The organism is Pseudomonas sp. FP603, assembly GCF_030687415.1.
GTDB lineage: Bacteria > Pseudomonadota > Gammaproteobacteria > Pseudomonadales > Pseudomonadaceae > Aquipseudomonas > Aquipseudomonas wuhanensis.
The window spans coordinates 3,270,688-3,297,253 of sequence record NZ_CP117431.1 but is presented as its reverse complement, the minus strand read 5'-3'; the positions used below and the strand labels follow the sequence as shown (position 1 = coordinate 3,297,253).

Below are 26,566 nucleotides of genomic sequence, written 5' to 3'. Positions count from 1 at the left end.
GGGGCATCGCAGCCTTGTTATTGTTATGTCTGGCGTGCACGCGGGCGACGATCGCTCTCAAGCGTGCGTCGCCCGACGCTGCGACGGCTGCTCAGATCGGGTAGTGCCGCGGTCCGTTCTGCAAGGTCACCCAACGCAATTGGGTGAAGTGCTCGATGGACGCCTTGCCGCCAAAACTGCCATAGCCGCTGGACTTGACCCCGCCGAACGGCATCTGCGCCTCGTCGTGCACGGTCGGGCCGTTGATGTGGCAGATGCCCGACTCGACTCGCTGGGCCATGGCCAGCGCACGGCCGGTGTCGCGACTGAAGATCGCCGCCGACAAGCCGAACTCGGAATCGTTGGCCAGGCGCAGCAGCTCTTCGTCGCCCTCACCGCGCAGCACCACCGCCACCGGGCCAAAGGACTCTTCGCGGTACAGACGCATGGCGTCGGTGACGCCATCGAGCAAGGTCGGCTGCAGAATGCTGCCCTCCAGCTGGCCACCCGTGACCAGGGTTGCGCCCTTGTCGAGGGCATCGTCGATCAACAGTTTGATGCGTTCACCTGCGCTGCTGTCCACCAGAGAACCGAGCACCGAACCTTCGGCATTGGGGTTGCCGGCGGGCAAGGTGGCGATCTTCGCCGCCAGTTTGGCAACAAAGGCATCGGCCACCTTGGCATCGACGATCAGGCGCTCGGTGGACATGCAAATCTGTCCCTGGTTGAAGAAGGCGCCGAAGGCTGCGGCCTCCACCGCTGCATCCAGATCGGCATCCTCCAGCACCAGGAACGGCGCCTTGCCGCCCAGTTCCAGCAACGCCGGTTTGAGATGACGCGCCGACAGTTCACCGACGATGCGCCCGACATGGGTCGAGCCGGTAAAGTTGACCCGACGCACCGCCGGGTTGGCGATCAACCGCTCGACAATCGCCGGAGCATCCTGGGGCGCGTTGCTGATGACGTTGACCACGCCATCGCCGAGGCCGGCGTCTTGCAACACCTGGCCGATCAGCCGGTGCACCGCCGGGCTCAGTTCCGACGCCTTGAGCACCACGGTGTTGCCGCAGGCCAGCGGCATGGCGATGGCGCGGGTGGCGAGGATCACCGGGGCGTTCCAGGGCGCGATGCCCAGCACCACGCCGCAGGGTTGCCGCAGGGCCATGGCGAAGCTGCCGGGCACATCGGAGGGAATGACTTCGCCGTTGATTTGGGTGGTCATGCACGCGGCTTCGCGCAGCATGTTGGAGGCCAGATGCACATTGAAGCCGTACCAGTTGGCCATGGCGCCGGTCTCGCCGGCCGCCGCGATGAATTCCGCGCTGCGGGCCTGCAACTGCTCGGCCGCGCGCAGCAACCGAGTGCGTCGTTCATTGGGGGCCAGGGCCGCCCAGGCGGGGAATGCCGCTTTAGCCGCAGCAACGGCAGCATCGGCATCTTCCAGGGTGGCGGCGGCAACTCGCGACACGACTTCGCCGGTCACCGGATTACGCCGTTCGAAGGTTCGACCGTCTCGGGCGGGGCACGACTGGCCGCCGATCAGCAGGGGCACGTCCAGCATGGTGATTCCTCTTTATTGTCTTTATCGGGAATACAGTCGAGGGGTTCACAGTAGCGCCTGGGCGCCGGGGCGAACAGCTGGCGGACGCTCGATCGCCCGGCCAGCTCGCCTTGTTCTCAACGCCAGGGCTCAGCGTTTATAAGCCTGCAAACCGGGCTTGATGCTCTTGTCGTCGAGGAACTGCTTCATGCCCTGCTCGCGGCCACCTTCGGTGTCCAGCAGGCGCGACTGATCGAGCTTGGCGTACAGGTAATCTTCGTTCTGCTCCCAAGTGAGTTCGCGGCAACGCTTGAAGCCATGCTTGGCCGCGCGCAGCACCACCGGGTTTTTCTCCAGCAGGTTACGCGCCAGTTCGATCGTCACTTCACGCAATTGCGCCAGCGGAACACTCTCGTTGACCAGGCCCATCTCGGCGGCTTTCTGCCCGTCAAAGGTCTTGCCGGTCATGATGTAGTACAGCGACTGGCGATGGCCCACGGTGTCAGCCATGGCCTTGCTCACCAGGTTGCCCGGCGGGATGCCCCAGTTGATTTCCGACAGGCCGAAGGTCGCTTCATCGGCGCAGATCGCCAGGTCGCAGGCCACCAGCGGGCTGAAACCGCCACCGAAGCACCAGCCGTTGACCATGGCGATGGTCGGCTTGGCGTACATGCGCAGCAGTTTCCATTGCCATTGAGAGGCTTCGCGGCGGATTTTTTCCTGAAGGATTTCCGGGCCGGCGTCCACTTCGCGAAAGTATTCCTTGAGGTCCATGCCCGCGGTCCAGGCTTCGCCCGCGCCGGTCAGCACCAGCACACCGGCGTCTGGATCCTGCTCCAGGGTTTCCAGAACGTCGATCATCTCGCGGTTCAGGGTCGGGCTCATGGCATTGCGTTTTTCCGGGCGGTTGAGGATGACCCAGGCGATGCCTTCCTCGACTTCCACTTTGACCGTTGTCCAGCGACCTTCGTAATTGCTCATGGTGATGCTCTCTTGTTCTTGGCTTGACGATGGGTAAAAACTAAACCGCAAATATAGTTATGTCAATTAACTATTAATAAAATTAACCGAACTGTTTTCGTGCCTGAAACGGGCGCAGCGCGCAGAGATATGAAAGAGGTCGTGGCTATCCACGGCCAATCTCGGCAAACTAGATAGTCTTCTTAACCGCCAGCTGAGGATTCACCCTGCAATGGCCAAGTCTTCCAAGATTGCCGCCGCCCCCGAGGCCCCTGCCGACAGCGCCGAAACCCAGGCGCCGCTGGATTCCGCCCTGGACGACCTGATCGGTTACGCCATGCGCCGGGCGCAGCTGAAACTGTTCCAGAACCTCATTGGCCGGCTCTCGGCCCACGACTTGCGACCGGCCCAGTTCTCGGCCCTGGCGATCATCGACCAGAACCCCGGGTTGATGCAGGCCGACCTGGCCAAGGCCTTGACCATCGAGCCACCGCAAGTGGTGCCGCTGCTGAACAAACTGGAAAGCCGGGCATTGGCGGTGCGGGTGCGCTGCAAACCGGACAAGCGCTCCTATGGGATTTTTCTCAGCAAGACCGGCGAGGCCCTGCTCAAGGAGCTAAAACTGATCGCCGCCGAGAGCGACATGGATGCAACGTCCAACCTCGACAGCCAGGAACGCGAAGAGCTGCTCAGGCTGCTGAAAAAGGTCTACCAGGCCTGAAACGCCAACGCCGGCGCGTTCCTGGGGGGAACGGCCGGCGTCGTGGCAGGTAAAAACGACTTACCAGATCGGTACGGTGTAGAGCACCAGAAAGCGGGTCTGGTTTTCATCGCGAAACGCCGCGCCGGTGGGGAAGTCATTGCGATAGATCGACTTGCGCGCCATCAGCCCGACGTTCTTCAGCGGGCCACTCTGGATCACATACCCCAGCTCCATCTGGAATTCTCGCTCCTTGCGGTCGTCGGCATTCAGCGCCGTCAGCTCGATATGGTCACCGCGAACATAACGTAGCCGGCTCTTCAGCCCGGGCACCCCGACGGCGGCGAAGTCATAGTCGTAGATCGCCTGCCAGGTCCGCTCCTTGGCATTGAGAAAGTCCGAGCTCATGGTCAGCTCACTCATGCCCATCAACTCGGTGCCCGACACGTAAGGCGTCGCGGTGTCACCACTGGAGTGCATATAGCCCAGGCTCAGGCGATGGCCGCCAAAGCGATAGCCGAACAGCGCCGACAGGTTGCGGTTGTCCACCTTGCCGGCCTTGGCGCTGCCGTCCTCGTCGCTGAAAAAACTGCGCAAATCAGTGGTCAGCGTGCCCTCGCCCACCTGTAGATTGTGCAGCAGCGCCAGGGTGTTCTGCTGATACAAGTCCGCCACTTCGGCGTGATAGGCACGCAGACTGAGGTCCTTGTTCACCTGATAATCGCCGCCGACATAAGCCATGTGCGATGAGGTGGCCGCTCCGTTGAAACGCCGGTTCGGCGAGGCAATGCTCATCGGCTGGTAGTCGGTGGAATCACGCTTGTTGATGCGATCGATGTAGCCGGTGTTGAAGGTCAGCCCGTCGATGTCCTTTGAACTGAGGGTGGTGCCACGAAACGTCTGCGGCAGCAGCCGTGACGGACTGGCGAAAGCGAACGGCAGGAAGATCGATACATCGCCGGTCTTCACCGTGGTCTGGGCAAAACGCATCTTGGCGGTCATGGCCAGGCGCGAATACTCGTCCGCCGCACGCTTGTCGCTGGCGGACACCGGCAACAACTCGGTGCCGCTGCGGTCGGGCGACGAGTCCAGCTTGACGCCCATCAGGCCGCGAGCGTCCAGGCCAAAACCAACAGTCCCCGGGGTAAAGCCCGACTCCATATTCATGATGAAACCCTGGGCCCATTCCCGGGCCGCGGTCTTCGCCCCGTCGTCCTTGTAGTCCCGATCCAGGTAGTAATTGCGCAGGGTCAAGGTGCCGTGACTGTCATCGATAAAGCCTTCGGCCAGCGCCGGAGTGGCAATCACACTCAAACCCAACAGGGCCAGATGACGTGCGCGAACAGGTAAGGTTGAGATCGCCACGAGGGCGTCCCGAGGGAGATTTGGCATGTTCGATGTCCACTTATTGTTGTTGTTTTTAGAACGGGATCGTCGGGTTGCCCCAAGGATCTCCGGTCAGAGAATGGAAACGCCTGAGGGTGGCGTCAATCCACAATGACCGATAATCGAACATTAATATTATTATCTATTTTATAAATACATCTTCCACCTTATGTCATCACATTGATTTAAATGAATTTAATGGCTTTTTTCAGTAAAAACCCTTGGTCATTCATTTTTTAGTTATCTTTGTTAATCTTAATTTCAGCCTGTTATCGCCTACAGCAATCAGGCTCGCGTTCCCCCATAAGCCCCAACAAAAACAATAATGAGGTTCGCCATGGACACCCCATCACGTCGCACGACGCTGACCATCGCCCTGTGTTTTATCGTTGCACTGATCGAAGGTTTCGACCTGCAAGCCGCCGGCACTGCCGCCGCGGGCCTGCGCCAGACCTTTGCCCTGGACCCGAAAATGATGGGTTGGGTATTCAGCGCCGGCATCATCGGTTTGCTGCCGGGCGCCTTCTTCGGCGGCTGGATCGCCGATCGCATCGGCCGCAAGAAAATCCTCATCGGCGCCGTGCTGCTGTTCGGCGTGTTCTCCCTCAACACGGCCTATGTCAGCAGTTTTTCCGGCCTGCTGCTGGCGCGCTTCATGACGGGCCTGGGCCTGGGTGCCGCCCTGCCCAACCTGATCGCGCTGTGTGCCGAAGCCGTGGGTGAGCAACGTCGCGGCACCGCGATCAGCATCATGTATGCCGGCGTGCCGTTGGGCGGCGCGCTGGCGGCGGTAGTCGCCATGCTGTTTGCCGAGCATTGGCAGATGACCTTCATCATCGGTGGTCTCGTGCCTTTGCTGGTGGTGCCGTTGATGGTCCTGCTGCTGCCTGAGTCCAGCGCCTTTCGCCAGCAACAAGGCAGCGTCAACGTGGCGCGCGCGTCAACCGGCCAGGCGCTGTTCGGCGAAGACCGGACCCGCGTCACCCTGGCATTGTGGTTGAGCTACTTCTTCACCCTGACCGTGATGTACATGCTGCTCAACTGGCTGCCATCGCTGTTGCTGGAACAGGGTTTCAGCAAACCCCAGGCAGGCCTGGTGCAGATGCTGTTCAACATCGGCGGCGCCCTCGGTTCCCTGCTCGGCGGGCTGCTGCTGGATCGCTGCAACGGCATCAAAGTGGTGCTGTTTGTCTACGCCGGGTTGCTGGCGGCGCTGGCCGGGGTCGGTCTGTCGGTGGGCATCGTCCCCATGGCCATCGCCGGTTTTTCCGCCGGGTTGTTTGTAATGGCCGCGCAGCTGGTGCTTTACGCCCTGGCACCGCCGTCGTACCCGACTTCGGTGCGTGCCACCGGCGTCGGCGCGGCGGTGGCTATCGGTCGCCTCGGATCGGTGGCCGGGCCGTTGGCCGCGGGGCAGATTCTGGCGGCTGGGGCCGGTACCACCGGGGTATTGCTGGCGACCTCGCCCGGGCTGCTGATTGCAGCACTGGCGATCATCAGCGTGATTGCCCGTTCGGCCCCACTTACGGTATCGATGGAAAAGGCCAAGGCCTGAACCCCATCAGTTAAAACGCGAGACCTGTGGGAGCGGGCTCGCTCGCGAAGGCGGAGTATCAGACGACATCGATGTTGCCTGTACCGCCGTCTTCGCGAGCAAGCCCGCTCCCACAGGGTCCCGCGTGCCGAGCCCTTCAGCCCTCCTTGACCCACTGCACAAGCAAGCTCGCTTCAGGCTTTTTTGCGAAGACCTTCTGCGGCAGCAGCAACCAGGCCAGAGCCGGCAGCAGAATCAGGGCACCGAGCATGTTCACCAGGAACATGAACGCCAGCAGAATACCCATGTCGGCCTGGAACTTGATCGGTGAGAACGCCCAGGTCGACACTGCAACCGCCAGGGTCATGCCGGTCAGCAACACCACTTTGCCGGTGAACAGCAGCGCCTGGTAATACGCCTGGGCCAGGGTGTCGCCGGCACGCATTCGAGCCAGGATCACACTCAAGACATACAGTGCGTAGTCGATGCCAATGCCCACGCCCAGTGCGATTACCGGCAGGGTTGCGACTTTCACCCCCATACCCAGCCCCACCATCAGCGCCTCGCACAGAATCGAGGTGAGCATCAGCGGCAGCATCGCGCACAGGGTTGCACGCCAGCTGCGGAAGGTCAGCAGGCATAGCAGGCTGACCGCGCCGTAGACCCAGAACAGCATCTCGTGCATGGATTTTTTCACCACGATATTGGTCGCGGCTTCGATTCCGGCGCTGCCGGCGGCCAGCATGAATTTGACCTCTGGCACCTGATGCGCTGCGATGAAGGCCTCGCTCGCCTCCACCACCCGATTCAGGGTATCGGCCTTGTGATCGGACAGGTAAACGTACAGCGACAGCATCGAACAGCCCTGATTGAACAGCTCCCGCGGTGCCCGGGTCTGCACGGCGCCCAGCGCGCCGTCATTGGGGATCAGCTCATACCACTTGAAGTTGCCTTCGTTGTAGCCGGCCGTGGCGATCTTGCTCAACGCCGCCATTGAAGTGGTCGACTCCACGCCAGGCAATTGCTCCAGTTGCCAAGCCAACGCATCCACCGCAGACAGGCTGGCGTAGCGCGTGCACTGATCTTCCGGCGTCTTGATCATGATCACGAAAATATCCGAACTGGCCGCATAGTTTTGGGTCATGAACAGCGCGTCGCGGTTGTAGCGCGAGTCGGCGCGCAACTCCGGAGCACCAGGATCGAGATCGCCGATTTTCAGGTTCAGGCTCACGGCAAAACCAAACGCTGCCAGCAGCAGGCCGCCCAGCATGGCGCCAATGGCCCAGCGCCGCTGGGTGAACAAATCCAGCACACGCCACAACGGATGCTTGATCTGCGCCTGCAGCTCGGCGGTTTCCGAACTCAGGCTGCGTTGCGCCGCTGCCGGGCTGACACCGATATAGCTGAGCAGGATCGGCAGCAGAATCAGGTTGGTGAAAATCAGCACCGCCACGCCGAGGCTGGCGGTGATCGCCAGGTCCTGAATCACCCGGATGTTGATCAGCAGCAACACGGCGAAGCCCACCGCATCACAGAGCAACGCGGTCATGCCGGCGGCAAACAGTCGGCGGAAGGTATAACGCGCGGCCACCACCCGGTGGGTGCCGCGACCGACGTCCTGCATGATGCCGTTCATCTTCTGCGCGCCGTGGCTCATGCCGATGGCGAATACCAAAAACGGCACCAGCGCCGAGTACGGGTCCAACTCATACCCAAGTATCGCGAGCAGGCCCATCTGCCAAAGCACTGCCACCAACGAACAAGTCACCACCACCAGGGTGCTGCGCGCGCAGCGGGTGTAACCGTAAAGCACCACCACGGTCACCAGCACCGCCATCACGAAGAACAACAAGACCTGGGTCAGCCCCTCGATCAGATCGCCGACGATCTTGGTGAAACCGGTGATGTGGATTCGCAGTTCATCGGTCTGGTATTTGTCCCGCAACGCCTCCAGCTGTCGGGAAAACTCGCCATAATCCAGGGCTTTGCCGGTCTGCGGACTGACTTCGAGCAACGGCACGAAGATCACGCTGGACTTGAAGTTACCGGCCACTAATTGACCGACCTCACCAGAACGCGCGACGTTGGTCCGCACCTGCTCGATACTGGTCGCCGAACCATCGTAGTCGTCGGGGATCACGGTGCCGCCATCGAGCCCCTCTTCGGTCACCGCGGTCCAGCGCGTGGTCGGGGTCCATAAAGACTTCATGTAGGGCCGGTCGACACCCGGCAGCAGATAGAGCTCGTCGTTGAGCCTGGCCAGCGTGTCGAGGTAATCCTTGGTGAAGATGCTGCCCTGTTTGACCTCCACGGAGATCCGCAACGAGTTGCCCAGACCGCTCAACTCGCTGCGATTCTCCAGGAAGTTGGCGACATAGGGGTGCCCCGTAGGGATGGTCTTCTCATAGCTGGCGTTGATACCGATGCGCGTGGCTTGCCAACCGAGCACCAGCGTCACCAGCAGACACAGCAGGATCACCAGCGGTCGATGGTTGAAGATCATTCGCTCGGCGAAGTTGCCCGACGCCTGGTCGAAGTCTTCCAGGCGGCCGATCACGGTTTGGGTTTTGTCGTCTTTCAAGTCTGACTCCTGTTGCACGGGCCGTGGCCCGATAGCGCTACACCGTGAAGTTTCAAGGTTTGGCGGAGGCCCGCGGATCCTGATCAGTTGCCACACCACTCAAACCGACGCTGGCCAGACCGCCGTCGGCTGCCTGTTGCACGGCAGCGACCGTCCCGCCGCTGCGGCTCTGGCGCTTGTCGAAGCTGCGGCCCTGGTCATGGCTGAACAAAAGTTCACCGCTCTGGCTGGCCAACAGCAGGCTGCCGTCACGCAGTTCGATGGCTGTCGCCAGTGTTGATTCGATGCCGGTGTCGAGGCGTCGCCAACTGCTGCCACGGTCCTCGGACCACCAGGCATTGCCGCGCAGTCCATAGGCAATCAAGGCTCCGCCGCGGGTGCCGAGCAGACCGAAAAAGCTGCCTTCATAAGGTGATTTCAGAGGCTGAAACGAATGCCCGGCATCGGTCGAACGCAACAGCAAACCGCGCTCCCCCACCAGCAGCAGATCGTTACCCGAAGCGCGGATCCCATACAGGTTCAGGCCCTGCGGATTGTTCACATGCTGCATCCACGGCCGCCAGCTTCGCCCGCCGTCGTCGGTACGGTAGATCTGGTTATAGGCGCCAACGATGTAGCCATGCAGGCGGTCACTGAAGTACAGGTCGAGAAACGGTTTATCCGGCCCGTCGTCCAGCATCTGCCGTGCCTGCGCCAGGTTGCTGGCGCCGTCCGGTTGATTGGCATCGCGCTCAGCGGCCTGCACCGCCAGCGCGGCGGCACGCTCACCGTCGAGTTGCTTGTGCCAGGTTTCACCGCCGTCCTCGGTGTGCAACACCACGCCCAGATGACCGACCGCCCAGCCCTGCTCGGCATCGACGAATTGCACCGCGGTCAGGCTGACGCTGACCGGCACACGGGCCTGTCGCCAAGTCATTCCAGAGTCATCCGAAAGCAGCACGATGCCGCGCTCGCCGACCGCCACCAGACGCTCGCCAGCCCGAGCCAACCCAAGCAATACCGCGCGCGCAGCCTTGGCGGTCGGCAGTGCCGGTTGCTGCAGTACCGCAAACGTCGCGGCCTGCGCAACCATCGACGTGCTCGCCAACAGACATAACGCCAGCGCGCAGGCACTCCATCGCAGACCGAAACTCGCAAAGCTTTTTTCAACGTTCATGTCTTTATCCCGCCTGGAAAATCGCCAGCGACCGCGACGAGCTTTTCGCCCGTCACAGCGCTCCATGGTTCAACGCATGTTTTCGTTGGCCATGGCATCCGGTGTGTAAAAGGAAGCCGAAGGTTTTGCGATCGTCTGGTACTGGACCGCCAGATCGTTGCTCGAAGCGTTAAGGAAGTAAGCGCCGGTATCGAGGTTGTAGCTGCCCCACATGACTTGCGCAGTGAGCGCCGGCAGGTCTGGCGCCAACAGCGTCAGCGAATACATCTGCCGTCCCAGTTTGCCCTGGGCGTCATACCCGTCGACCATCAGGATCTGCCAGGAATCCTCGTCGACGTAGTAGGTCCGATGCGGCACCACATGGCGCTTGCCGGATTTGAGCGTGGCCTCGACCACCCAGACCCGATGCTTCTCCCAGCGCACCAGATCAGGATTGAGAAAGTTCGGTTTGACCAGGTCGTCGCTCTTGGCCAGGCCGGCGCGATTATTGTTGTAGGGGACGATCAGTTCTTTCTTGCCCGCAAGCTTGAGATCGTAGCGGTCGGTAGGCCCGAACAGCATGAACGCTTCGTCAAACAGACCGACGCCAGAGGTGACGAAGTCCGGGGTGTCGTAGGCGATGTTCGGCGCTCGGCGTACCCGGCGCTGGCCAACCAGATACTGCCAGGCCGCACGGTTGGCCGGGTCCATGTCCCAGTGGGTCATCAAGCCTTCGCCGGCCTTGGATGACGGCAATTCGGTCAGCAGCTTGCCAACCTGGTACTTGCCGGCAAAATTTTCCAGGCTGCCGCTTTCGGAGTAGTAGGGAAACTGATAGCTGAACAGGGCCCGGGTCGCCTGGACCTTCTTGCCACCGGCGGTCATCAGCCAGGTATCAAAAGGTGCGCTAATGGTCTCGCCGCCCTGCCAGGACAACCGGTAGTTCCACAACACTTGCGCGCCATTTTCCGGTATCGGGAACGGAATGCCGCCATAGGCGCTGGCGACTTTTTCGGTTTCCACATCCAGCGTGGCACGGGTGGCATTCTTGCCGGTGTTGTCATACACCCATTGCGGGGCCGCCGCCGAGCGATGGGTCGGGTATATGTCCAGGCGATAGTCCGGGTATTTCTTCAACAGAACCTTGGTGCCTTCGGCCAGCACGCTGGCGTACTGCTCCATGTTCGAGGCCTTGATCGAATACAGCGGTTTCTCGCCGGCGAATGGATCGGCACGTTTGTCACCCGGTTTGTAGCCCGGCGCGACCTTGGTGTAGCCGCCGTCCCAGGCCGGGATGCTGCCATCGGCATTGCCGGCGCGCTCGCCGCCAAGGGGCGTCAGTTCAGACTTCAAGCGTGCAGCCTGTTCAGGTGACACTGCTGCCTGCGCCAGGCTGATGCCGGCCAGGGCCACGGTGAGGACGCAAGTGTTCAGGAAAGCGTTGTTCTGCATGGCGAATCCACCTTATTAGAATGAGGTTTTCACGTAGAGCGAGACGAAGTCACGGTCGGCCAGCGACTGCCCGTAACTGAAATTGCCGTCCTCGCGCAGCCCGGCTTTCGGGGCCCCGAAGAAGTTCACGTAGTTGAGGCCGACATCCCAGCGCTGCAGGTAGGTCGCCTTGAGCCCGACACTCCAGTCGCCGGCATGGGTATTGCCGAAGCCCGACTTGTTGACGGCCGAAGAACGGCCATCGAGCACCACGCCCATGCCGATCGGCACGGTCAGGTCGATCCCGTCGACAATCTGGAAGTACGCCGGCTCCACCAATACCCGCAACGCAGTGGCATCGCGCGTTGTGTTGGAATCCAGTGCCGCAGCGTTCTCGGTGACGCTCAGGGTGCGGTTCCACGCCAGTTCGGCCAGTGCCGAGCCGCCATCCCAAAAAGCACCAGGCGATAGCAGGTAAATCGCCGACAGGTTGGCGTGAGCGGTTTTGCCCCGGGCAAACAGTGAGTCATCGCCGCCATCGGCCTCCATGCCTGGGGTCACCACTTGCAGGTTGCTCACCAGCGGCGCATTCCAGCGCACGGAGGTTTCACCGGCAAAGTTGAACGGCCCATAGGCAGTGGAGAAGCTGACGCCGGCGGTCTTGATGTCTTCGGCGTAGACCTGACGATAGGAACTCAGGATCGGCAGCCCGGTGGCCGCCGCGGCTGCACCGTCGAGGTAGGCATACAAGCCGATCGGGGCTTTGTCGTGATACTGCGCGGCGTAAAAACCCAGCTCCAGTTCGGTCCCGGTCGGTTTGAAGCGAATCTGCATGCCGCCCTGCCCCGAATTTCGTGGCTTCAAATCGCCGCCATTCACCGTATCGTTGCCGAACACTTCGCGCAGCGAACCGCTGCCGTAGCCGATAGCATCGACATCGCTCAAGTAGCTACCAGCACCGGGCAGATTGGAACGTTCCCACTCGAACTGGTAGTAAGCACCCACCGACAACTGCGGGTTGATCTGCAACTGCCCGGAGATCTGGTTGACCGGACGCAGGATCTCCTTGAACTGAGTCCCCGGCACGCTGAGCAGCTTGACCACATCGGTCGGGCCCTGGGCATTGGCGATGCCGTTGCCACCGTAGAACAGGCTTTCCCCGTAGATCAGGCTGTGCCGGCCCAGACGCGCCACGCCCTGGGAGTCTTCGCCCAGGTCACCGCGCAGAAACACAAAGGCATCGAGAATTTCCGCGTCGCGACCGTGAAGTTCGCGGGTTTCGCTGAGGAAATGCGGTTGCTCGCTGCTGTCGGTGTCCTGGTTGTAAATATCGTCGTACCAGGCCGCACCGCTCACACGCAGCCCATAGTTTTGGCGGCTCAGGTCCATTTCGGAAAACAGGTCCAGACGGTTGGAGACCAGGCCACGGCTGAAGTTTTTATCGCCCTGACTCTGGATCGACGGATACAGACCATTGGCGGTCGGCGCGTTGACCAATCGGCTGTCCTGACCGTGCAGACGCCAGGCCTGGCTGTACTTGATGGTGTTGTCCCAACGCAGTTTCCAGTCCGAATCCCCCAGGTCCATTTGCATGGCCTCGGCCCTTTCGACCATCACGCCTGCGCTGCATAACGCCAGAAACAGGGCGCAATGCTTGAAACGAAAGCAACGTTTAACGTTGTCCATGGACGCTCCTCATTATTTTTATTTTTGGCATGGCTTTGCACTTGTAGGGGCTTTCGCCGCTGTCTACAGGTGTGCGTTTCAGATGTAGGTGGAGGCCAATCCGCCATCGACTGCCAGGTTGACACCGTTGATCCAGCGCGACTCGTCGGCACACAGGAAAGCGATCACCGCCGCCACCTCATCGGCATAACCGGGACGTTTCATGCGATGGGCATCGGCCTGGGTTCGTGCTTCACCGAGCATGCTCACGAAGTCGCCGAGGATAGGCGTGAAGACCGGGCCCGGCGCCACGCTGTTCATGCGCACTGAATGTTCGAGAAACCAGGGCTGGGCCTGCAGGTAGTTCCAGACGATCAAGGCTTCCTTGAAATACTGGTAGCAGGTCTCATCCGGTACCGGGTGCTCGGCCAGCCAGGCTTGCGCGGCGGCGAAACCTTCGATACGCGCCAGCGCCTTGTGCCGTTCCAGGCGTAATGGCCACTCGGCGCCGAGGATCGAGGCGATATTGACGATGCTGCCGCCAGCGGTGATGCGCGGCAGCAATGCCTGGCTCAGGTGACGCAACCCCAGGTAATTGACCTTCGCCAGCAATTGCGGGTTTGCGGTGCCCGGCACCCCGGCGATATTGCACAGGCTGTCGATCCGTGCCGGCAACTGCGGCAGCAGCCGGTCGATGTTCTCGGCACTGCTCAGATCGCCCTGGACAAAACCGTCCAGGGTCATGTGCGGGGGCTTCAGATCGACGCCAATCACCTGGGCGCCGTGGGCGCGCAGCAGGCTTGCAGTGGCGGCGCCGATACCCGAGGAGACCCCGGTCACCAGCACAATCTTGTTGTCGAGTTTCATGTTGAGTCCTCTTATTATTTTTGTGTACTCGCCCGACTTCGTCGGTCTGGTCCTGGCCGTCAGAACGGGTAGCGCGGCGCCTTATCCTTGACCGTCACCCACTGCCATTGGGTGTATTCGTCCCAATCGGCCGGGCCGCCAACGCTGCCGCCATTGCCCGAGCTGCCGCGCCCACCGAACGGGTTGATGCACTCGTCGGCCACCGTCTGATCGTTGATGTGCAGCAGGCCGCAATTGAGTTGTTCGCCAATCGCCATCGCTTGCCCGACCGAAGGCGAAATGATCCCTGCGGACAAGCCATACTCGGTGCGGTTGGCCAGGTCGATGGCCTCATCGTCGCTGGTAAAACTCACCACCGTGGCGACCGGGCCGAAGATCTCTTCGTCGAATGCGCGCATGCCCGGGCGCACGCCGGAAAGCACCGTAGGTTGGTAGAACAGCCGTTCAAACTCACCGCCGGCTTCCAGTGTTGCCCCGGCAGTCACACTCTCCGTGACGATTTCATGCACGCGTTGCAACTGTCGTTTGTTGATCAAAGGCCCCAATACCGCCTCGCCACGAGCGGCATTGCCGACCGTGATCGCCCGGGCTTTCTCTGCCAGCCGGCGGACCAGTTCCTCAGCGATCGATTCATGGGCCAGGATGCGTCCGGTGGCCATGCAGATTTGCCCCTGGTGCAGCCAGGCCCCCCAGGCGGCATTGCTCGCCGCCAACTCAAGATCGGCATCTTCGAGCACGATCAACGAGTTCTTGCCACCCAGTTCCAGGGCGACTTTTTTCAGATGACGCCCAGCCACCTCCGCGACCTTACGCCCGGCTGCGGTAGAACCGGTGAAGGCGATCATCCGAACATGCGGGTCGCGGCACAGGGCCTCACCGGCCACTGCTGCGCCCGGCAAAACCTGCAGCAATCCTTTTGGCAAACCGGCCGCCTCGAACAACCGGGCAATGATGAAACCGCCACTGACCGGGGTCTGCGGATCGGGCTTGAGCACCACCGCGTTGCCGGCTGCCAGCGCCGGTGCCACCGAACGCAGGGAGAGCACCAGGGGAAAGTTGAACGGCGAGATCACCCCGACCACGCCATGGGGCAACCGGCGTGCATAGGACAAACGCCCCGCTTCGCTTGGGAGAACCACACCATGGGGTTGTGACAGCAGACCGGCGGCCTGATGCAGCAAGACGATCGCCTCGCGAACCTCATGTTCACCCTTGAACAGGCTGCCGCCACTTTCCCGAGCGATGTACAGCGCCAATTCGGCGAAGTGTTGCTGGGCCAGGGCTGCGGCTTTGCGAAAGATCTCTGCGCGTTCCCGTGGCCCCAATGCCGCCCAGGCCGGTTGAACACGGGCAGCGGTCAGGGTGGCAAACGCGATGTCCGCCGCATCGGCTAAACCGGTGACGGTCAGTACCTCGCCGGTGGCCGGCTCGATGACTCTGTTGACGCCGCCCAATGGACGTATCCAGTCGCCATTGAAGATGCGTTCGCACCACAGTGCGTCTCGCAGAAAATCAGATGGTTCACTTACCGACATTTCGGTCTCCCGGCTCTTGTGTTTGTAATTGCCTGACGCGCCCTTGCTAAAAGGATGCAGCGTCGTGAAAGCACTAGAGCAAGGGCTGTGCCGACTTCCACCGCTGCCTCGGGTTTTAGGTGGCGAAGGCTCTGGCCTGAAGGTTTGAGAGGAGCACTGATGAAAAGGGCAAGGCGTTAGGCGCTCGGCCGACACCCGGCCACTTGTCCAAATGATAAAGTTATGTTTAATAACTGTTTTGCTAATTGATCATTTCGATCAGTCGACTCGTTCAGGGGCATATAACAATGAATAATCCCCATTCGCTGCTTCCTCATCTCGCGGTGCAGGAGGAACATTTCTCCCCCCGAGGAGACAGCACTCAACTGACCGAGGGCAACTCACCAACCCTGGCCGAGTTGACCGAATGCCTGTTCTTTTCCCCCGTTGACGGACGTATCTGGCTCAACGACCAGCGCATGCTGCTATTGCACAGTTCATCCTTCGGCGCGCTGCGGCGGGAGATTATCGAGCGCCAGGGACTGGAACAGACCCGTGGTCTGTTCACCCGCACCGGCTATTTGTCGGGTGCACGCGATGCGCGATTGATCCGCGAGCGCTGGCCAGACGCCGATGCCGCGGCGGTTTTCTCGGCCGGCACGCGCCTGCACACACTCGAAGGCATGACCAAGGTCGAACCCCTGCACTTCAAATTCGACGCCGACTCAGGCTTCTACGAAGGTGAGTTCCTCTGGCACCACTCCTGCGAGGCCGACGAACATATCGCCGCCTACGGGATCGGCCAGGATCCGGTGTGCTGGACCGAACTGGGCTATGCCATCGGTTATGTCAGCGGGCTGTTTGGCCGCCTGGTGATCTTCCGTGAAACCGAGTGCCGGGGCATGGGCCATGAGAGCTGCCGGGTGATCGGCAAGACCGCCGAGCAATGGGGCGATGTCGAACAGGACCTGAGTTACCTCACCGCCACGCCCTCCAGCGTCGCCCCCAAGCAGCGTCCAGCCCCGGCGCCCGCGCCACAGGACGACGACAGCGAAACACTCGGCGGGCCAAAACCCATTGGCGCCAGCGCCGCCTTCAACGCCGCGACCCTCGCCTTGCAGCGCGTTGCACCGACGCCGGCCACGGTGCTGTTCAGTGGCGAGTCGGGAGTCGGCAAGGAATTGTTCGCCCGTCAGTTGCATCAGTTCAGCCCACGTCATCAAGCCCCTTTCGTGGCCCTCAACTGCGCCGCGATCCCGGACAATCTGATCGAGGCCGAACTGTTCGGGGTCGAGCGCGGCGCCTATACCGGCGCGACTCATTCGCGCCCTGGACGCTTCGAACGCGCTCACGGCGGCACCCTGTTTCTCGATGAAATCGCCAGCCTCAGCCTGCCGGGCCAAGGCAAGCTGCTGCGTGCATTGCAAGAGCGTGAGATCGAGCGCATCGGTGCAAGCCAGCCGATCAAGGTCGATGTCCGGGTGGTGGCGGCAACCAATGTCGACTTGCGCAAAGCGGTGGCGGCCGGAGACTTTCGCGAGGACCTGTTCTACCGCCTGAACGTCTACCCCATCACGTTGCCGCCACTGCGCGAACGTCGTGACGACATCCCGTTGCTGGTCAATGCGTTCCTGCGGCGCTTCTGTCAGGCCTACGCCCGCAAGCCCGCCGGGCTGACCATGCGCGCGCTCAAAGTGTTGTTGCGCTATGACTTTCCCGGCAACGTGCGGGAATTGCAGAACCTGGTAGAGCGCGGCCTGATCGCCAGCGAAGACGGTCAAGCCATCGACCTGGTCCACCTGTTTCGCAACGAACCCATGCCGCAGGAAGCGTACTCTCTGGACGGCAATGGCAGCCTCGCAGCCACTGACCCGAGCCCCGCCAGCACGCAGCCTCGTCCAGCCTTGCTGGAAACCCTGGCTCGCCTCGAACACGGCTTCTCCATCGAAGGCCTGGAGTCGCGTTTGATCGACGAAGCGCTGCAAAAGAGCGAAGGCAACCTGGCCGCCGCCGCGCGACTACTGGGATTGAGTCGTGCGCAGTTTGCCTACCGATTGAAGAAGTACCGACAGGCATCGGCCTGACTCAGGCTGAGTCAATGCAGGCGTAGCAACGACTACCCGTCGTAGATGAGGGTGAAACGAAATTATCTTGCCAATATAGTTATGACAATTAACTATGTTCGAAGTTAACTTGTTTTCCCCACAACACGCGCCCCGGAGTCCACATGCCCCATAACAACAACATCGACGGCATCATTGAACAACTCAGCCAACTGCCTCCCCTCAGCTCGCTGACTGTCGATCAGCAGCGGCAACAGGCCGAACAACTCTTCGGCGCCGGCTCCTGCGCCGAGGGCGTGACCTTTGAGGCCGCCAGTCTGGCCGGCGTCAGCGGGCTTTGGGCCACTCCCACAGATGCCCGGCCTGACTTCGTGTTGCTGTATCTGCATGGCGGAGGCTACTCATTTGGCAGTGCCCAGGCCTATCGCCCGCTCGTCAGCCAACTGGCAGCCCGAAGCGGAATTCGTACCCTGTGCATCGATTACCGCCTGGCCCCGGAACACCCTTTCCCGGCCGCCGTAGAGGACGCTCTGGATGTCTACCGTGCACTCCTCGAAAACGGTGTGAACACCGAACACCTGGTGCTGGCCGGCGACAGTGCCGGCGGCGGTCTGTGCATGGCTTTGATGTTGGCTGCCAAGGCCGCTGGTTTGCCGCTGCCCGCGGCGGCGGTAGTGATGTCGCCTTGGGTGGACATGGCTCAGACCGGAGAATCCTGGAATTTGCAGAAGGCTCGAGATCCATTGCTCGGCCCGCTTGCTGGCAAGACCATCATGCCCGACACCTATCTGCAGGGCGCCGAGCCACTGAATCCGCTGGCCTCCCCCCTATACGGTGACCTTCGGAGTCTACCGCCAATGCTGATCCAGGTTGGCAGTCGGGAATGCCTGCTGGACGACTCAACCCGACTCGCCAGCCGCCTGGCCAGCGCCGAAGTGGCGGTACACCTGGACGTCTGGCCGGGAATGATTCATGTCTTCCAGAGCATGAGCGATCAACTCGAAGAAGCCCGCCGGGCACTGGACCAGATCAGCGCCTTCCTCCTTCGGCACCTGGGGGAAGATGTGTCCTGACTTCAAGTTGCGTAGAATGCGGGGTCGATACCGTCTCCAATAAACAACGGCCGGTAGACTCATCCTCCCTGTGCTCAACTGGTGACTTGTGGCGCCCTTTTATGTTCAATGCCTGAACTATCAACCATGAGCGAGCGCTCATGGGTATTAATTGCCTGTACAAAGGCCCTTTGCAGGTTTTGTCTGTCGGTATCGTTGCTTGTTGCGGGTAACGCGTCTGGCGCGCCATTGCCGCTTGAGTTGTATATCCCGGACGCGCCGCCACTGACGTTTGTCGATGACTCCAAGGGTCACGGAATGGTCGGAGAAGCCGTCCTGATGGCCATTGCCAACGCCGGTTATGTCGCTCATGTTCATGTGCTTCCCTGGGCCAGATCGCAGAAATACGTCAGCGAGAAGCAGGATCTTCTGATAGCCCCCTTGTCTCGCACGCCTGAACGCGAAAATCGCTTTACCTGGATCGCACCGATCATGCCCATGGAGCGCGCTTTTTTCAGCCTCGACCGACCGGTGAGCAGCTTTGCACAAGCAAAAAAAACCTACCGGGTGATCGGCGTCGGCCTGGGCAGTGCGCAGGAGGAAATCCTGCGTGCACAAGGCTTCAGCGACGAGCAGATCTACCCGCTGACCATTGGCGACAACCCCGCGCAGATGCTTTTGAAAGGTCGCCTTGATGCCTGGTTCAACGGTGTTCCCGAGAGTCAATACATCTGGCCGAAGATGTCTGAACGCAAGCTGTTCATGAGCCCGGTCATGAGCAGAGTGGAGCTCTATCTGGCCTGCTCCAGGCTTTGCTCCGCTCAACGGGTGCAAGACTTGCGCAAGGCGGTTGAAACGCTTCGCGATGACGGCACTCTGGCGCGTATACAGAAGCGCTACTTGTCGCCATAAGGATCCGCAACAACTCGTCCGTTGGCCGCAGATTCGCTACTATGTTTGCCCCGCTTTCCTTGCCTGCGGATTTCTTCATTCTGGAGCCCGAATGCCTAGTCAAAAGGACATCGCCGCCGAAAGCGGCGCACCGATGATCCCTGAGCAGCGCCGTGAATTGATGCTGCGCCAGTTGCGCAAGCATCAGGTGCTGAGCGTTCATCAGTTGATGGAGATGTTCGACTGTTCGCACATGACCATCCGCCGCGATATCGCACTGCTTGAGCAGGAAGGCCGTGCTTACTCGGTCACCGGTGGTGTGCGAATTGCCAGCCAGCTCCACAGCGAGCCCAGCCATCAGATCAAGGCGGTGGTCGAGTTGCCGCAGAAGCAGGCGATGGCCAAGCTGGCCGCGCGGCTACTGCATGCAGATATGACGGTTTATCTGGATGCGGGGACGAGCACCCTGGAGATCGTCCCGTACATCAAGGCGCTGTCCGGCATGACCGTGGTGACCAACGACTTCGGGATTGTCCAGGCACTGATCGATGCGCCCCATGTCACGGTGATTCATACCGGCGGGCAGCTGGATCATTCCAATCAATCGTGCGTGGGCGGTCTGGCGGTGGCCACCTTGCGCCAGATTGTCACCGATGTCGCGTTCATCTCCACCAGCTCCTGGGATTTGCGTCGCGGCCTCACCACGCCTTCGGCGCTGAAGGTGGAGGTCAAGCAAGTCGCGATGCAATCGGCTTCGCAAGTGGTGCTGGTGGCCAGCAGTTCGAAGTACGGTACGTTCAGCATGTACAGGATCGCCGGCCTCGAACAGTTCGACATCATCCTCAGCGACGACGCGCTGACCCCTGCCGCGGCCGATAGCATCCGCAAGCAGGGGGTCGAACTGTTGCTGCCTTCCGATAACAGCGTGTAAGGCGTTAGCGCGCCTTCCAGTCCCGCAGCCACTGCAAGCCGGCCGATGTGTTGCCACGGGGCCGGTATTCGCACCCTACCCAGCCGTCATAACCCAACTGGTCGATCAACTCGAACAGATAGGGATAATTGACTTCTCCCTGGTCCGGCTCATGTCGATCCGGCACGCCGGCAATCTGGATATGGCCGATGCCGTCGAAGTCCCGACGCAGTTTAGTAGCCAGGTCACCTTCGACGATCTGGCAGTGGTAGCAGTCGAACTGAACCTTCAGGTTACTGGCGCCCACTTCCTTGCAGATGGCCTGGGCCTGATCCTGTCGGTTGAGAAAAAAGCCCGGCATGTCCCGCGTATTGATCGGTTCCAGCAGCACCGTGATGCCAGTCTTGGCGGCCTGCGCGGTGGCATAAGCCAGGTTCTCCAGGTACACGCCGTGATGGCGTGGGCGATCAGTTTCCGACGGTAGCAGCCCGGCCATCACATGGATGCGTGAGTTGCCCAGCACCGCGGCATATTCCAGCGCGCGATCGAAACCGCTACAAAATTCACTCTCCCGCCCCGGCAACGACACCGTGCCGCGCTCGCCTGCCGCCCAATCGCCGGGCGGTGCGTTGAACAGTGCCTGCACCAGGCCGTTGTCGCTCAAGCGCTGTTTGAGTTCCTGAGCGCTGTAGTCGTAGGGAAACAGGTATTCCACGGCTTCGAAACCATCGGCGGCAGCGGCGGCGAAGCGGTCCAGAAACTCATGTTCCGGATAGAGCATGCTGAGGTTGGCGGCAAAACGAGGCATGGTAGCTCCTATGTATGTTTTTGTAGGAGCCAGGCTTGCCGGCGAAGGCGCTCTTAAGGACGTCTTCGCCGGCAAGCCTGGCTCCCACAAGTCGACAGTGCGTTAGACAAACGGCCAGATCAACAAGGTAATACCGAAACCCAACGTACCGAGCAAGGTGGTCAACACCGTCCAGGTGCGCAAGCCGTCGGCCACGTTCAGCCCGGACAGTTTGGTGAAGATCCAGTAACCGGCATCATTGATGTGGGACATGGCCAACCCGCCACCGCCCATGGCCAGGCACAACAGCGCCATGTGGTTCGCCGTGAGATCGAGGGTAGCGATCAGCGGGCTGATAATGCCGGCGGTGGTCACCAGCGCCACCGTGGTCGAACCCTGAACCGCACGCAACAGCATGGTCAGCAGAAAGCCCAGGGCGAGTACCGGCAGACCGGTGGTGCGCAGCATATCGGAGACGACGGCGCCGATTCCGGTATCCACCAACACCTTGCCGAACACCCCGCCGGCGCCGGCAATCAAAATCACCATGGCCACGCCAGGCAAGGCCGAGCCGATCACGTCAGACACCTGGGTACGACTCCAGCCCCGACGCGAACCCAGCAACCAGGCACACAGCAAGGTATCGATCAGCAGCGCCACCAGCGGCGCGCCGAGCACGGTCATGATGCCGCGCAGGACCGAGTCGGCCGGCAGCAACGAGGTGGACAGCGTTCCCAGCAGGATCAGAATGATCGGCAACACAATCAGGCTGACGATCAGACCAAAACCCGGTGGTGGCGCCGGCGGCAACTTCGAGACGATGCTGCTGGTGGCTTCTTCCAGGCCCATATGAGACGCGGCCACAGCGGCTCGTTCAGCGCTCTTGCCGTTGCCATTGGACCAGGCCGCCAGGTCCTCGTTGGTGACATGCGGGCCGTAGACCTCGGAACGAATATCGTCAGTCATCGGGTACACCCGACGGGTCATGCGCCCCGCTACGCGATAGCCGACATAGCAAAGGAACGCGGTGATCGGCAGACCGAACATCAGCACGCGGCCGAGGTCGGCACCCAACTGGCTGGCAGCAGCCACCGCACCAGGGTGTGGCGGCAGGAAGGCGTGTACGGTCAGCAACGCAGCACACATCGGCAGCGCGAACACCAACAACGGCTTGCGCGCACTGCGAGCGACGCCATAGGCCAGCGGCATCAGGATGATCACGCCGACCTCGAAGAACACCGGCACCCCGACCATGAACCCGGCAATCGTCAGCGCCAATGGTGTGCGTCGATTGCCGAAACGGTTAATCAACGTCTTGGCCAGCGCCTCGGCACCGCCGGAGAGTTCGATGATCCGCCCGATCATCGCGCCCAGGGCAATGATGATCGCGATATGGCCCAGGGTCTTGCCCATGCCGCCTTCAATGGTGGCGACCAGATCGGCCGGTTTCACCCCGGCCACCAGCGCCACCAGAATGCTCACCAGCATCAAGGCCACGAACGGCTGGAACTTGTACTTGAGCACCAAAAACAACAACAGAGCGATCCCTAGCCCCGCGGTAACCATCAAGATTAACGGGCTCATTTCAGAAGCCCTCCACGCCGGGTGAACGAATGGGTTCTTCTAAAAATGCCGCAGTGAAGATGAGTCATGCCTGGATGTCCTCTTGTTATTGTATTTTTCAGGCAAGCCGGGGTCGTGGGGAGTCGCTGCGCGTCTCCCGAACAGGGCCTGCGTTATCGGTCTGTCGTGAAAAAAAAACTAGAGCGCTACCAGTGCGCGCCAAAGGTCACCCGCAACTCGTCCAGTGCTGCCTGATCGAGCGGTTCGGGCTTGGGATTGCTCATCAGCCACAGCCGCGCGGTTTCCTCGAGTTCTTCCAGGGCGTAGCTGGCCCTGGAAACCGAACTTTCCCAGACCACCGGCCCCAGCCGTTCGAGCATCACGCCGCGAACGCTGTTGGCCAATTGCGCAACCTGCTCGGCCACCTTCGATGAACCGGGCCGCTCGTAACCAATCAACGGGATAGGCCCGACTTTCATCACCTGATACGGCGTCAGCGGCGGCAGGATGTTGTCCGGCTGCCAGACACCTGCCAGCGTCAACGCCACCAGATGGGTGGAATGGGTATGCACCACGCCACCGACGCTCGGGTTGCGGTCGTAGACCTGGCGATGCAGCGCCAGGGTCTTCGAAGGCTTGTCACCAGAGACCCATTCGCCCGCCAGATTGACCTTGGCGATGGTCGCCGGGTCGAGGCGGCCGAGACAGACATCGGTCGGCGTGATCAGCCAACCGTCATCCAGACGCGCGCTGATATTGCCGGCGCTGCCGACGGTGTAACCGCGTTCATAAAGGCTGCGACCGACCTGGCAGATTTCTTCGCGCAAGGCGTTTTCATTACTCACTGCGCACCTCCGGTCTGGGCCAGTTGCTTCAGCGCTTTGCTGAAGAAATCCCGACCACCGAAGTTGCCCGATTTGAGCGCCAAGGCAAGAGGCTCATCCGTGCTGCTGACCGTCGCCGGCACACCCGGATCGATCTGCGCGCCGATCTGCAGCAGCTGCACACCCAGCGCCTGAACCACGGCACCCGAGGTTTCACCGCCGGCAATCACGAAGCGTCGTACGCCGCTCTGGCGCAGGCCTTCGGCGATTTCGCCAAACGCGTTTTCCACCAGGCTGCCTGCCTGCTCGACGCCTAACTGTTGTTGCACTGCCTTGACCTCGTCCGGTGCGCTGGTGGCGTAGATCAATACGGTTTGTTCATTGTTCTTGGCGAAGGCCAGAGCCTGGGCAACCACGGGTTCGCCAGCCGCCAGGGCCAACGGATCAATCCGCAGCGCCGGCCGACCGGCTTCGAGCCAGGCTGCCACTTGCCCATTGGTAGCGATCGAAGCGCTGCCGGCCAATACCACTTCACCGCCCGATACTGCCGGGAGTTTCGAGGCATCGAGGTCACGCAATTTGCCGGCGCGACGGAAGTTTTCCGGCAAGCCCAACGCAAGCCCCGAACCGCCGGTGAGCAACGGCAGGTCGGCACAGGCGGTCCCGAGGGTGTACAGATCGCGGTCCGACAAGGCATCGGCAATCGCCATGCCGACACCTTGAGCCCGTAGCTCTTTGATTCGCTCACGCACCGGCTCGGCACCTTGGGCAATGGTGTCGTAGCGCAACAAGCCGACGTTCAGACCGGTCTGCGATTGCAGCACCCGAACCAGATTGGCGTCGGTCATCGGCGTCAGCGGATGATGCTGCATGCCCGACTCGCTGAGCAGTTGATCCTGCACAAACAAGTGACCGCGAAAGATCGTCCGGCCATTTTCAGGGAACGCCGGGCACGCCAGGGTGAAGTCGCTGCCCAGTGCCGCCAGCAGCGCTTCGCTGACCTGGCCAATATTGCCGGCCGCGGTGGAGTCGAACGTTGAGCAGTACTTGAAGAAAATCTGCTCGCAGCCTTGCTCACGCAGCCAGGCCAGTGCTGCGAGGGATTGTTCGACCGCCTCGGTGACCGGAATGGTGCGCGACTTCAGGGCGATGACAATCGCATCGGCATCAAGCCCGGCAGCCACTTCGTTGCTTGGAATGCCGATGCTTTGCACGGTGCGCATACCGCCGCGCACCAGCATGTTGGCGAGGTCCGTAGCACCGGTGAAATCGTCGGCGATGCAACCCAGCAATGGGCGTGCGGTGGTTGTGTTCATTGGGCGTTCCTCAAACCGGCTCAGTCTTGGCAGTCGGCAACTCGATGCCGGGGAAAATCTTGATCACCGCCGAGTCGTCCTCACGACCGAAACCTGCACTGGAAGCCTGCATGAACATCTGGTGGGCGGTGGCCGACAACGGCAGCGGGAATTTGCTGGCCCGCGCGGTATCCAGCACCAGCCCCAGATCCTTGACGAAAATATCCACCGCGGACAACGGCGTGTAGTCGGCCTTGAGAATGTGCGGCACGCGGTTTTCGAACATCCAGGAATTACCGGCGCTGTGGGTGATCACTTCGTAAAGTGCATCGGCGTCGACCCCTTCACGCAGGCCCAGCGCCATGGCTTCGGCGGAGGCCGCGATGTGTACCCCGGCGAGCAGTTGGTTGATGATCTTGACCTTCGAACCCAGGCCATGGCTGTCACCCAGGCGATAGACCTTGCCGGCCATGCCCGCGAGGACCGCTTCGGCCTTGGCATAAGCGTCGGCCGGGCCAGACGTCATCATGGTCATTTCACCGGCAGCCGCCTTGGCCGCGCCACCGGAAATCGGCGCATCCAGATACAGCAAGCCTTGCGCGGTCAGGCGCTGGCCCAGATCGACGGCGTAGGTCGGCGCCACAGTGGCGCAACCGATCACCAGGCTGCCAGGACGCAACGCAGCGACGGCACCACCCTCGCCAAACAATACGGTTTCGGTCTGCTCGGCATTCACCACCACGGTAATGATCACGTCGCACTCGGCAGCCATGTGCGCGGGAGAAGAACACGCCACGCCGCCCTCGCTGGCAAACTGTTCAGTCACCGCGGCACGGACATCGCAGGCATGCACATTAAAGCCACTGCGCAACAGTGAGCGGGCAATGCCCAGGCCCATCGCGCCCAGACCGACAACACCGACATTCTTGCTATTCATGGGGTACTCCTTAGTGACCGGCTTATGAGGAAAACAGCGGCCTATTCCACGCCGGCAAGGCGCAGGCGGCGGGCCGCGTTGTAGATATGGGCACGGGCGGCATGCCCGGCGGCGAGCGGATCGCGCAGCCGAATGGCCGCCACGATCGCTTGATGTTCTTCATGCACCTGACGGGAGAAATCCGCCCTGCCCGCTTCATTGGTGCGGGTGATACGGGTCGCAGCCTCCAGGTACTGGCTGACGAATTCCAGTGTCTTGAGAAAGTAGGGATTGCCCGTGGCTTGAGCGATGGCACGGTGAAAAGCCACATCGGCGCGAACACCGTCCAGCCCTTCATCCACCTCTTCATCAATGTGTGCCAACGCCTCGTCAATCTGCACCAGATCGGCCTCGCTGCGATTGAGCGCCGCCTCGCAGGCGATTTCCGCTTCGATAGCACGTCGTAGCGCCAACAGGTGAAAGACACTGCCGGGCAGATTGGCTTCGGCGTAATCGATACGCAGCGGGCGGATGTTGGCGTTGGCGGTGACGAAGATGCCGCGCCCTTGTTGGGGCTGCAGCACGCCTTCGTTCTTGAGACGGGAAATGGCTTCGCGGACCACGGTGCGACTGACACCGAAGGCTTCCGAGAGCATGGCTTCACTGGGCAGTTTGCTGCCGGTGGCGAACACACCGTTCTCAATCTTGTCCAGCAACTGCTGAGCGACGCTGTCACTCAGCACGTGAGTCGGGACCTTGTCGAACATCGTAGCCATCCTGTTTTTGTCTTGTTATCAGGTTGTCATACAGGTTGAGCAGATAATCCCCCAATGAACGGATTATGTGAAGCGTTTTTTAAAATAACATTTTTTAACATGCGTGCAGAATGGAAGCGCAACCACTGCTCAGTGGGATCCAACTGAGAGGAGCGTTGTTATCAAGGGATGAGTCGGTGCGCTTTCTGGAAGCGATT

21 protein-coding genes are annotated in these 26,566 nt (G+C 61.1%); 6 read left to right on the top strand and 15 right to left on the bottom strand.

The window, feature by feature from the left end:
- Positions 1–91: 91 nt before the first annotated feature.
- Together PSH65_RS15195 and PSH65_RS15190 are read right to left on the bottom strand one after the other, a co-directional pair.
- A complete protein-coding gene (locus tag PSH65_RS15195; RefSeq protein WP_305426812.1) occupies positions 92–1,540 on the bottom strand; it encodes an aldehyde dehydrogenase in 1,449 nt (482 codons plus the stop codon).
- A gap of 129 nt (positions 1,541–1,669) precedes the next feature.
- Positions 1,670–2,500, bottom strand: coding sequence for a p-hydroxycinnamoyl CoA hydratase/lyase (locus PSH65_RS15190; RefSeq protein WP_305426811.1), 831 nt, complete (start codon positions 2,498–2,500; stop codon positions 1,670–1,672).
- Positions 2,501–2,711: 211 nt separating this feature from the next.
- Here PSH65_RS15190 and PSH65_RS15185 point away from each other — a divergent pair, with 211 nt between their 5' ends.
- Complete coding sequence (locus tag PSH65_RS15185) at positions 2,712–3,200, top strand: MarR family winged helix-turn-helix transcriptional regulator (RefSeq protein ID WP_063340120.1); 489 nt, start codon at positions 2,712–2,714, stop codon at positions 3,198–3,200.
- 60 nt (positions 3,201–3,260) lie between these two features.
- Here PSH65_RS15185 and PSH65_RS15180 read toward each other — a convergent pair whose 3' ends face one another.
- On the bottom strand, positions 3,261–4,571 hold the full coding sequence (locus PSH65_RS15180) for an OprD family porin (RefSeq protein ID WP_305426810.1): 1,311 nt from the start codon (positions 4,569–4,571) through the stop codon (positions 3,261–3,263).
- A gap of 331 nt (positions 4,572–4,902) precedes the next feature.
- On the opposite strand from PSH65_RS15180, the gene mhpT reads away from it, so the two are divergent.
- Entirely contained in the window at positions 4,903–6,120 is a 1,218-nt protein-coding gene (gene mhpT / locus PSH65_RS15175; protein ID WP_305426809.1) for a 3-(3-hydroxy-phenyl)propionate transporter MhpT, read from the top strand.
- A gap of 136 nt (positions 6,121–6,256) precedes the next feature.
- On the opposite strand, the gene PSH65_RS15170 is transcribed toward mhpT, so the two are convergent.
- The 6 genes from PSH65_RS15170 to PSH65_RS15145 form a co-directional block, all read right to left on the bottom strand.
- The gene (locus tag PSH65_RS15170; RefSeq protein WP_305426808.1) at positions 6,257–8,680 is read right to left on the bottom strand and encodes an RND family transporter; all 2,424 of its coding nucleotides are present in this window, start codon (positions 8,678–8,680) and stop codon (positions 6,257–6,259) included.
- A 52-nt stretch (positions 8,681–8,732) separates the two neighbouring features.
- A complete protein-coding gene (locus tag PSH65_RS15165; protein ID WP_305426807.1) occupies positions 8,733–9,836 on the bottom strand; it encodes a YCF48-related protein in 1,104 nt (367 codons plus the stop codon).
- 69 nt (positions 9,837–9,905) lie between these two features.
- On the bottom strand, positions 9,906–11,267 hold the full coding sequence (locus tag PSH65_RS15160; RefSeq protein WP_305426806.1) for a DUF1329 domain-containing protein: 1,362 nt from the start codon (positions 11,265–11,267) through the stop codon (positions 9,906–9,908).
- A 15-nt stretch (positions 11,268–11,282) separates the two neighbouring features.
- The gene (locus tag PSH65_RS15155) at positions 11,283–12,932 is read right to left on the bottom strand and encodes a DUF1302 domain-containing protein (RefSeq protein ID WP_305426805.1); all 1,650 of its coding nucleotides are present in this window, start codon (positions 12,930–12,932) and stop codon (positions 11,283–11,285) included.
- Positions 12,933–13,010: 78 nt separating this feature from the next.
- Positions 13,011–13,778 carry a coniferyl-alcohol dehydrogenase gene (locus PSH65_RS15150; RefSeq protein WP_305426804.1) on the bottom strand — a complete coding sequence of 256 codons (768 nt, stop codon included), beginning with the start codon at positions 13,776–13,778 and terminating at the stop codon, positions 13,011–13,013.
- 59 nt (positions 13,779–13,837) lie between these two features.
- Positions 13,838–15,313, bottom strand: a complete 1,476-nt coding sequence (locus tag PSH65_RS15145) for a benzaldehyde dehydrogenase (RefSeq protein WP_305426803.1) — start codon at positions 15,311–15,313, stop codon at positions 13,838–13,840.
- Between the two features lie 287 nt (positions 15,314–15,600).
- Between PSH65_RS15145 and PSH65_RS15140 the strand changes: the two genes are divergently transcribed.
- The 4 genes from PSH65_RS15140 to PSH65_RS15125 all read left to right on the top strand — a co-directional run bounded on the left by PSH65_RS15140 (position 15,601) and on the right by PSH65_RS15125 (position 20,229).
- Positions 15,601–17,376 (top strand): sigma-54-dependent Fis family transcriptional regulator, encoded by a 1,776-nt coding sequence (locus PSH65_RS15140; protein WP_305426802.1) that lies wholly within the window; start codon positions 15,601–15,603, stop codon positions 17,374–17,376.
- Between the two features lie 143 nt (positions 17,377–17,519).
- The gene (locus PSH65_RS15135) at positions 17,520–18,428 is read left to right on the top strand and encodes an alpha/beta hydrolase (protein ID WP_305426801.1); all 909 of its coding nucleotides are present in this window, start codon (positions 17,520–17,522) and stop codon (positions 18,426–18,428) included.
- A gap of 126 nt (positions 18,429–18,554) precedes the next feature.
- Positions 18,555–19,319 carry an ABC transporter substrate-binding protein gene (locus PSH65_RS15130; RefSeq protein WP_305426800.1) on the top strand — a complete coding sequence of 255 codons (765 nt, stop codon included), beginning with the start codon at positions 18,555–18,557 and terminating at the stop codon, positions 19,317–19,319.
- 91 nt (positions 19,320–19,410) lie between these two features.
- Positions 19,411–20,229, top strand: coding sequence for a DeoR/GlpR family DNA-binding transcription regulator (locus tag PSH65_RS15125; protein ID WP_305426799.1), 819 nt, complete (start codon positions 19,411–19,413; stop codon positions 20,227–20,229).
- A gap of 4 nt (positions 20,230–20,233) precedes the next feature.
- Here PSH65_RS15125 and otnI read toward each other — a convergent pair whose 3' ends face one another.
- The 6 genes from otnI to PSH65_RS15095 all read right to left on the bottom strand — a co-directional run bounded on the left by otnI (position 20,234) and on the right by PSH65_RS15095 (position 26,360).
- Positions 20,234–21,016, bottom strand: a complete 783-nt coding sequence (gene otnI / locus PSH65_RS15120; protein WP_305426798.1) for a 2-oxo-tetronate isomerase — start codon at positions 21,014–21,016, stop codon at positions 20,234–20,236.
- A gap of 102 nt (positions 21,017–21,118) precedes the next feature.
- Entirely contained in the window at positions 21,119–22,579 is a 1,461-nt protein-coding gene (locus tag PSH65_RS15115; RefSeq protein WP_305426797.1) for an SLC13 family permease, read from the bottom strand.
- Positions 22,580–22,764: 185 nt separating this feature from the next.
- A complete protein-coding gene (locus tag PSH65_RS15110; protein WP_305426796.1) occupies positions 22,765–23,403 on the bottom strand; it encodes an aldolase in 639 nt (212 codons plus the stop codon).
- Entirely contained in the window at positions 23,400–24,698 is a 1,299-nt protein-coding gene (otnK, locus tag PSH65_RS15105; protein ID WP_305426795.1) for a 3-oxo-tetronate kinase, read from the bottom strand. The genes PSH65_RS15110 and otnK overlap by 4 nt, the downstream gene beginning before the upstream one ends.
- 10 nt (positions 24,699–24,708) lie before the next feature.
- A complete protein-coding gene (ltnD, locus tag PSH65_RS15100; RefSeq protein ID WP_305426794.1) occupies positions 24,709–25,614 on the bottom strand; it encodes an L-threonate dehydrogenase in 906 nt (301 codons plus the stop codon).
- Between the two features lie 41 nt (positions 25,615–25,655).
- Complete coding sequence (locus PSH65_RS15095) at positions 25,656–26,360, bottom strand: FadR/GntR family transcriptional regulator (protein ID WP_305426793.1); 705 nt, start codon at positions 26,358–26,360, stop codon at positions 25,656–25,658.
- Between the last annotated feature and the right edge of the window lie 206 nt (positions 26,361–26,566).

Excerpts from the sequence above, each read along its gene's own strand:
- PSH65_RS15130 (WP_305426800.1), top strand. The coding sequence starts at position 18,555 with ATGAGCGAGCGCTCATGGGTATTAATTGCCTGTACAAAGGCCCTTTGC.
- PSH65_RS15135 (WP_305426801.1), top strand. The coding sequence starts at position 17,520 with ATGCCCCATAACAACAACATCGACGGCATCATTGAACAACTCAGCCAA.
- PSH65_RS15115 (WP_305426797.1), bottom strand. The coding sequence starts at position 22,579 with ATGAGCCCGTTAATCTTGATGGTTACCGCGGGGCTAGGGATCGCTCTG.
- otnI (WP_305426798.1), bottom strand. The coding sequence starts at position 21,016 with ATGCCTCGTTTTGCCGCCAACCTCAGCATGCTCTATCCGGAACATGAG.
- mhpT (WP_305426809.1), top strand. The coding sequence starts at position 4,903 with ATGGACACCCCATCACGTCGCACGACGCTGACCATCGCCCTGTGTTTT.
- PSH65_RS15180 (WP_305426810.1), bottom strand. The coding sequence starts at position 4,571 with ATGCCAAATCTCCCTCGGGACGCCCTCGTGGCGATCTCAACCTTACCT.
- PSH65_RS15155 (WP_305426805.1), bottom strand. The coding sequence starts at position 12,932 with ATGGACAACGTTAAACGTTGCTTTCGTTTCAAGCATTGCGCCCTGTTT.
- PSH65_RS15160 (WP_305426806.1), bottom strand. The coding sequence starts at position 11,267 with ATGCAGAACAACGCTTTCCTGAACACTTGCGTCCTCACCGTGGCCCTG.
- PSH65_RS15140 (WP_305426802.1), top strand. The coding sequence starts at position 15,601 with ATGAATAATCCCCATTCGCTGCTTCCTCATCTCGCGGTGCAGGAGGAA.
- PSH65_RS15150 (WP_305426804.1), bottom strand. The coding sequence starts at position 13,778 with ATGAAACTCGACAACAAGATTGTGCTGGTGACCGGGGTCTCCTCGGGT.
- PSH65_RS15165 (WP_305426807.1), bottom strand. The coding sequence starts at position 9,836 with ATGAACGTTGAAAAAAGCTTTGCGAGTTTCGGTCTGCGATGGAGTGCC.
- PSH65_RS15125 (WP_305426799.1), top strand. The coding sequence starts at position 19,411 with ATGCCTAGTCAAAAGGACATCGCCGCCGAAAGCGGCGCACCGATGATC.
- PSH65_RS15145 (WP_305426803.1), bottom strand. The coding sequence starts at position 15,313 with ATGTCGGTAAGTGAACCATCTGATTTTCTGCGAGACGCACTGTGGTGC.
- PSH65_RS15095 (WP_305426793.1), bottom strand. The coding sequence starts at position 26,360 with ATGTTCGACAAGGTCCCGACTCACGTGCTGAGTGACAGCGTCGCTCAG.
- PSH65_RS15185 (WP_063340120.1), top strand. The coding sequence starts at position 2,712 with ATGGCCAAGTCTTCCAAGATTGCCGCCGCCCCCGAGGCCCCTGCCGAC.
- ltnD (WP_305426794.1), bottom strand. The coding sequence starts at position 25,614 with ATGAATAGCAAGAATGTCGGTGTTGTCGGTCTGGGCGCGATGGGCCTG.
- PSH65_RS15190 (WP_305426811.1), bottom strand. The coding sequence starts at position 2,500 with ATGAGCAATTACGAAGGTCGCTGGACAACGGTCAAAGTGGAAGTCGAG.
- PSH65_RS15195 (WP_305426812.1), bottom strand. The coding sequence starts at position 1,540 with ATGCTGGACGTGCCCCTGCTGATCGGCGGCCAGTCGTGCCCCGCCCGA.
- otnK (WP_305426795.1), bottom strand. The coding sequence starts at position 24,698 with ATGAACACAACCACCGCACGCCCATTGCTGGGTTGCATCGCCGACGAT.